The organism is Mesorhizobium sp. M1A.F.Ca.IN.020.06.1.1, assembly GCF_004023265.1.
Taxonomy (GTDB): Bacteria; Pseudomonadota; Alphaproteobacteria; order Rhizobiales; family Rhizobiaceae; genus Mesorhizobium.
In genome coordinates, this window is the sequence record NZ_RZSR01000435.1 from 1 (window position 1) to 4872 (window position 4872).

7 protein-coding genes and 1 pseudogene are annotated in these 4872 nt (G+C 63.7%); 7 read left to right on the forward strand and 1 reads right to left on the reverse strand.

Annotation, left to right across the window (positions count from 1 at the left end; translation table 11 throughout):
- The coding region (locus tag EOA60_RS18990) for a hypothetical protein (RefSeq protein WP_348632715.1) at window positions 1-573 on the forward strand (573 nt) is incomplete at its 5' end.
- On the forward strand, window positions 573-914 hold the full coding sequence (locus tag EOA60_RS18995) for a DUF6105 family protein (protein WP_066992578.1): 342 nt from the start codon (window positions 573-575) through the stop codon (window positions 912-914). The genes EOA60_RS18990 and EOA60_RS18995, both read left to right, overlap by 1 nt.
- Here the strand turns inward: EOA60_RS18995 and ruvX are convergent.
- On the reverse strand, window positions 856-1338 hold the full coding sequence (gene ruvX, locus EOA60_RS19000; protein WP_066992581.1) for a Holliday junction resolvase RuvX: 483 nt from the start codon (window positions 1336-1338) through the stop codon (window positions 856-858). The genes EOA60_RS18995 and ruvX overlap by 59 nt on opposite strands.
- A 107-nt stretch (window positions 1339-1445) precedes the next feature.
- Between ruvX and EOA60_RS19005 the strand changes: the two genes are divergently transcribed.
- The 5 genes and pseudogenes from EOA60_RS19005 to EOA60_RS19025 all read left to right on the forward strand — a co-directional run.
- Window positions 1446-2153 (forward strand): metal-dependent hydrolase, encoded by a 708-nt coding sequence (locus tag EOA60_RS19005; protein ID WP_067319830.1) that lies wholly within the window; start codon window positions 1446-1448, stop codon window positions 2151-2153.
- A gap of 137 nt (window positions 2154-2290) precedes the next feature.
- Window positions 2291-2578: an Asp-tRNA(Asn)/Glu-tRNA(Gln) amidotransferase subunit GatC gene (gene gatC, locus EOA60_RS19010; RefSeq protein ID WP_066992584.1), complete on the forward strand. Its 288-nt coding sequence runs from the start codon at window positions 2291-2293 to the stop codon at window positions 2576-2578.
- 7 nt (window positions 2579-2585) lie between these two features.
- Complete coding sequence (locus EOA60_RS19015) at window positions 2586-3044, forward strand: GNAT family N-acetyltransferase (protein WP_067319833.1); 459 nt, start codon at window positions 2586-2588, stop codon at window positions 3042-3044.
- Window positions 3044-4609 carry an amidase family protein gene (locus tag EOA60_RS19020; RefSeq protein ID WP_067319835.1) on the forward strand — a complete coding sequence of 522 codons (1566 nt, stop codon included), beginning with the start codon at window positions 3044-3046 and terminating at the stop codon, window positions 4607-4609. Before EOA60_RS19015 ends, EOA60_RS19020 begins: the two co-directional genes overlap by 1 nt.
- Window positions 4610-4691: 82 nt before the next feature.
- Window positions 4692-4872, forward strand: a pseudogene (locus tag EOA60_RS19025) (YdcF family protein); the annotation flags it as partial.

Genomic DNA, 4872 nt, shown 5'->3' on the forward strand with positions numbered 1-4872 from the left:
GGCAGGAAGCGCATGCGGCACGTTTTGACATCATTTCTGGCCTTGCATTGGGCGGTCGTCTTCGCCCTGCTGGCCTACATCTGCATGGATGGCAATCGCGGCATCGCGTCGGCGCTCGGCGTGCTTGGCGTCTCGCTGCAAAGCAGCCGTTTCCCGGATCTCGATCATGCTCTCGTCGTGGCGCCGCTCGCGGTCGCTCTGCTGATCGTCGCGCTGCTGTTCTGCTGGGCCTTCGTCGAGACGCTGCTCAACATCGCGACAAGGCCGGATGCGGGCGATACGGTGGTGCGGATAGCCTTCATCTGCGCCTCCTTCCTGCTTTCGGTGATTCTCGTCGGCGGCGCCGCGCAAGGCATCAACGGGTTGTTCATGGTCGTCGCCATCCAGATGACGGCGCTGCTCGCCTCTTATGTCGCGGTGCTCGCCGAGCGACGCTCGGCTCTCGCCGCGGTGACCTTGCATGAAAGCGAAGCCAGCCTGGTTTCCCATCGCATGGCGGCGGGCGTCGCGCACAGCTCGCTCCTGTCCCGCATCTCCAGCCGACCGGAAACCAGACCCGGAGGTCGCCGCTGATGCGCGCCTTGTTCGCATTCTGGGCGGCCCCGCTGGTCCTGTTCTGGGGCTGGTTCTTCCTGTCTCTCAACGACATCAATTTCGGCTACGTGATGCTCAGCCGCCAATTGCACGACCTGGTCTTCCAGCTTTACGGCCAGATGCTCGGCGTCGATCCGGGAATCATCCCCGGTATGGTGGCGCGGGCCTGTGTGTTCGACAGTTTCCTGCTGCTCGGGCTGGTGGCATTCCGCCGCCGGCGCCAAATCGCCGAATGGATCAGGCGGCGCCGGGAAGGCCCTGTCAGCCCTGATCAGCTCGGCCGAGCGACTGGAGTCGGTCCAACGCTCCCTGCAGAATAAAGGCCGCCGCCGCCGAATCGATCTTGCCGGCGCGCTTTTTGCGCGAGAAATCCATCTCGATCAGCGTCCGTTCCGCCGCGACCGTCGACAGCCGCTCGTCCCATAGCACGAAGGGCAGGTCGGACAAGGCGGCCATGTTGCGCGCGAAGGCGCGGGACTTCTGGGCGCGCGGACCTTCCGATCCGTCCATGTTGACGGGAAGGCCGAGCACGATCGCGCCGACATTGTCCTTCTCGAGCTGAGCCAGCAACTGGGCGGCATCGAGCGAAAACTTCTTGCGCAGGATGACCGGGCGCGGATGGGCAAAGGACAGGCTTCGGTCCGACACCGCCACGCCGATCGTCTTGTCGCCCAGATCAAGCCCGGCGAGCGTGCGGCCGCCCGCGAGAAGTGCCGGCAATTCCTCGATGCTTATGATGCCCAACCGCTCGTCCTGGTTAGTCGCCGCGCGGCTTTTTGATCGGCCGCGGGACTTTCAATTTGCTTTCGGCGTTCTATCCTCTGGCAACGAGAAAATCGAGGAATCCCTTCATGAAACTGACCTGGTATGGACATTCGGCATTCCGCATCGAGACCAACGACGCCAAGATCCTCATCGACCCGTATCTGGTCGGCAATCCGTCATGGACGGGCGGCTGGGAAAATCCAGCCGAAGGGGTGACGCATGTTCTTCTGACCCATGGCCACAGCGATCATATCAGCGGAGCCGCCGAGGTGCTGAAGAAGAGCGGCGCCATGCTTGTCGCCAATTTCGAGATCTGCATGTATCTCGTCGGCCAGGGGGTCAGCGATAAGAAGATAAATCCCGGCAATATAGGCGGTACCGTCGATTGCGGTCCCTTCACCACCACTTTCGTCCAGGCTTTGCACTCCTCTTCGTTCGGCGGACAAGACGGTACCAACACCTATCTCGGCAATCCGGGCGGGCTCGTGCTGCATTTCCCGGAGGACAAGACGCTCTACCACATGGGCGACACCGACATTTTTTCCGATATGGGGCTGATCAACGAATTGCATGAACCGAAGATCGGCATCGTGCCGATCGGCGATCGCTTCACCATGGGCGGCGCGGTGGCTGCCCTAGCCTGCCGCCGCTTTTTCCGCTTCGATACGGTCGTTCCCTGCCATTTCGGCACCTTCCCGATGATCGACCAGACCGCCGACAAATTCGTCGCCGGCATGGAGGGATCCGGCGTCAAGGTGGCGCTGCCCGAGATCGGCAAGGCGATCACGATCTAGGCGTTCGCCCTATGTAGTAGGGTACACTACCTAGAGCGGCGCCCGAAGCACCGCATCCCGGTCGGCGGCATGATCTATGTTGCGCCGCAAGCGCGGCGCCGCTATAGCCCGCACTGGTTTTCCCGAGGCAAATAGACATGTCCGTTGATCTTCAGACCGTGAAGCGCGTCGCGCACCTTGCCCGCATTGCGGTGAGCGAGCAGGATGCCGAGCGCATGACAGGCGAGCTGAACGCCATCCTTGGCTTCGTCGAGCAGTTGAACGAGGTGGACGTCTCCGGCGTCGAACCGATGACTTCCGTCACGCCGATGGAGATGAAGAAGCGGCAGGATATGATCACCGACGGCAACAAGGCGGTCGACATCGTCGCCAACGCGCCGGCCACGGAAGAGAATTTCTTCCTCGTTCCCAAGGTTGTGGAGTAAGGGCAGGATGGCCGTCGAAATCGGCGTCGAGACGCCCTTGCAGGACGACGTGCGCGCGCTGGTCGCAGAACTCAACACCGCACTGCTCGAACTGACGCCGCCGGAACATTGCTATCACCTCACCGTCGAGCAGATGGCTGGCCACGACACGACCGTGTTCGTCGCCCGCGACGCTGGCCTTGCGGTCGGCTGCGGCGCGCTGAAGCGTCATGCGGACGCGGTCGGCGAGGTCAAGCGCATGTACACGCGGCCCACGCATCGCGGCCAGAAGATCGGTGCCCAAATCGTTGCGCGGATCGAGGGTCTGGCGCGGCAGGAAGGCCTGAAGCGCCTGGTTCTGGAGACCGGCGATCGCCACCCTGCCGCCTGGGCCGTCTACGAACGCGCCGGGTTTTCGCGTTGCGGCCCGGTGCTGGATTATCCCGACTCGGAATGGTCGGTGTTTTACGAAAAGAGCCTTACCTGATGAGCGACCTCACACATCTCACCATTTCCGAGGCCCGCGCCAAGCTGCGCGGCAAGGAGATTTCGGCTGCCGAGATCACCGAAGCCTATCTCTCGGCGATCGAGCGCGCCAATCCGGTGCTCAATGCCTATGTCGCGGTGACCGGCGACAAGGCGCGCGAGATGGCCAAGGTTTCCGACGCGAAGCTCGGCAAGGGCGAGGGCGGGGCGCTCGAAGGAATTCCGCTCGGCATCAAGGATCTGTTCGCCACCGAAGGCGTCCACACCCAGGCCTGCAGCCATGTGCTCGACGGTTTCCAACCGCGCTACGAATCGACCGTCACATCCAATCTGTGGGCCGACGGCGCCGTTATGCTCGGCAAGCTCAACATGGACGAGTTCGCCATGGGCTCCTCCAACGAGACCTCCTATTACGGCCCGGTCATCAATCCTTGGCGGCGCTCGCGCCTCGACACGGTGGTGACGCCGACGACGCATCAGGGCGACGGCGGGTTTGTCTCGGCCGGCGGCGCGAAGACCGCGCGGACGTTGGATAACGCCCAGCTGGTGCCGGGCGGCTCCTCCGGCGGATCGGCTTCCGCGGTCGCCGCCTTCCTCTGCGCCGGCGCCACCGCGACCGATACCGGCGGCTCGATCCGCCAGCCGGCAGCCTTCACCGGCACCGTCGGCATCAAGCCGACCTATGGCCGCTGCTCGCGCTGGGGCGTGGTCGCTTTCGCGTCCTCGCTCGACCAGGCCGGTCCGATCGGGCGCGATGTGCGCGACGCCGCGATCCTGTTGAAGTCGATGGCCTCCTCCGACCCGAAGGACACGACGTCGGTCGACCGGCCGGTGCCGGACTACGAGGCGGTGATCGGCAAGCCGATCAAGGGCATGAAGGTCGGCATTCCGAAGGAGTACCGCGTCGACGGCATGCCCGAGGATATCGAGGCGCTCTGGCAGAAAGGAATTGCCTGGCTGAAGGATGCCGGGGCGGAGATCGTCGATATCTCGCTGCCGCACACCAAATACGCGCTGCCGGCCTACTACATCGTGGCGCCGGCCGAGGCCTCGTCCAACCTCGCCCGCTATGACGGCGTGCGCTACGGGTTGCGCGTGCCCGGCAAGGACATCGTCGACATGTATGAGAAGACGCGCGCCGCCGGCTTCGGCCGCGAGGTTAAGCGCCGCATCATGATCGGCACCTATGTGCTTTCCGCGGGTTACTACGACGCCTACTACCTGCAGGCGCAGAAAGTGCGCACGCTGATCAAGCGCGATTTCGAGACCGTCTTTGCTGCCGGTGTCGACGTCATCCTGACCCCGGCCACACCGTCGGCTGCCTTCGGCGTCGCCGACGAGGACATGAACGCCGATCCGGTGAAAATGTATCTCAACGACATCTTCACCGTGACGGTGAACATGGCCGGGTTGCCGGGGATATCGGTGCCCGCCGGCCTTGACCGCAAAGGCCTGCCGCTCGGCCTGCAGCTCATCGGCAGGCCGTTCGACGAGGAAACGCTGTTCCAGACCGCCCACGTCATCGAACAGGCCGCGGGCAGGTTCCAGCCGGACAAGTGGTGGTAGCGTTGTCCCTCATCTAGTCCATTAGCGTTGTGGCGTCCTTTGCGCGTCCAAACGGACGCGCGGCGCCGTAATGGGGTGAGGGATGTTCTATTATCTTTCCAAGATCCTCTGGTTTCTCGTCCAGCCGCTCAATCTGGCGATCTTCCTGCTGCTCGCCGGTCTGCTGGCGGCGCTCTTCCGCCGCCCTCGGCTGGCCGGCACCGGCAGCGTGCTCGCCTTCCTGATCCTCGCGCTTTCGGCCTGGACCTCGCTTGGCGCAATGA

What these genes read in the sequence shown, in the direction of transcription:
- EOA60_RS19015 (WP_067319833.1), top strand. Translation starts at nt 2,586, where the DNA reads ATGGCCGTCGAAATCGGCGTCGAGACGCCCTTGCAGGACGACGTGCGC.
- EOA60_RS19020 (WP_067319835.1), top strand. Translation starts at nt 3,044, where the DNA reads ATGAGCGACCTCACACATCTCACCATTTCCGAGGCCCGCGCCAAGCTG.
- gatC (WP_066992584.1), top strand. Translation starts at nt 2,291, where the DNA reads ATGTCCGTTGATCTTCAGACCGTGAAGCGCGTCGCGCACCTTGCCCGC.
- EOA60_RS19005 (WP_067319830.1), top strand. Translation starts at nt 1,446, where the DNA reads ATGAAACTGACCTGGTATGGACATTCGGCATTCCGCATCGAGACCAAC.
- EOA60_RS18995 (WP_066992578.1), top strand. Translation starts at nt 573, where the DNA reads ATGCGCGCCTTGTTCGCATTCTGGGCGGCCCCGCTGGTCCTGTTCTGG.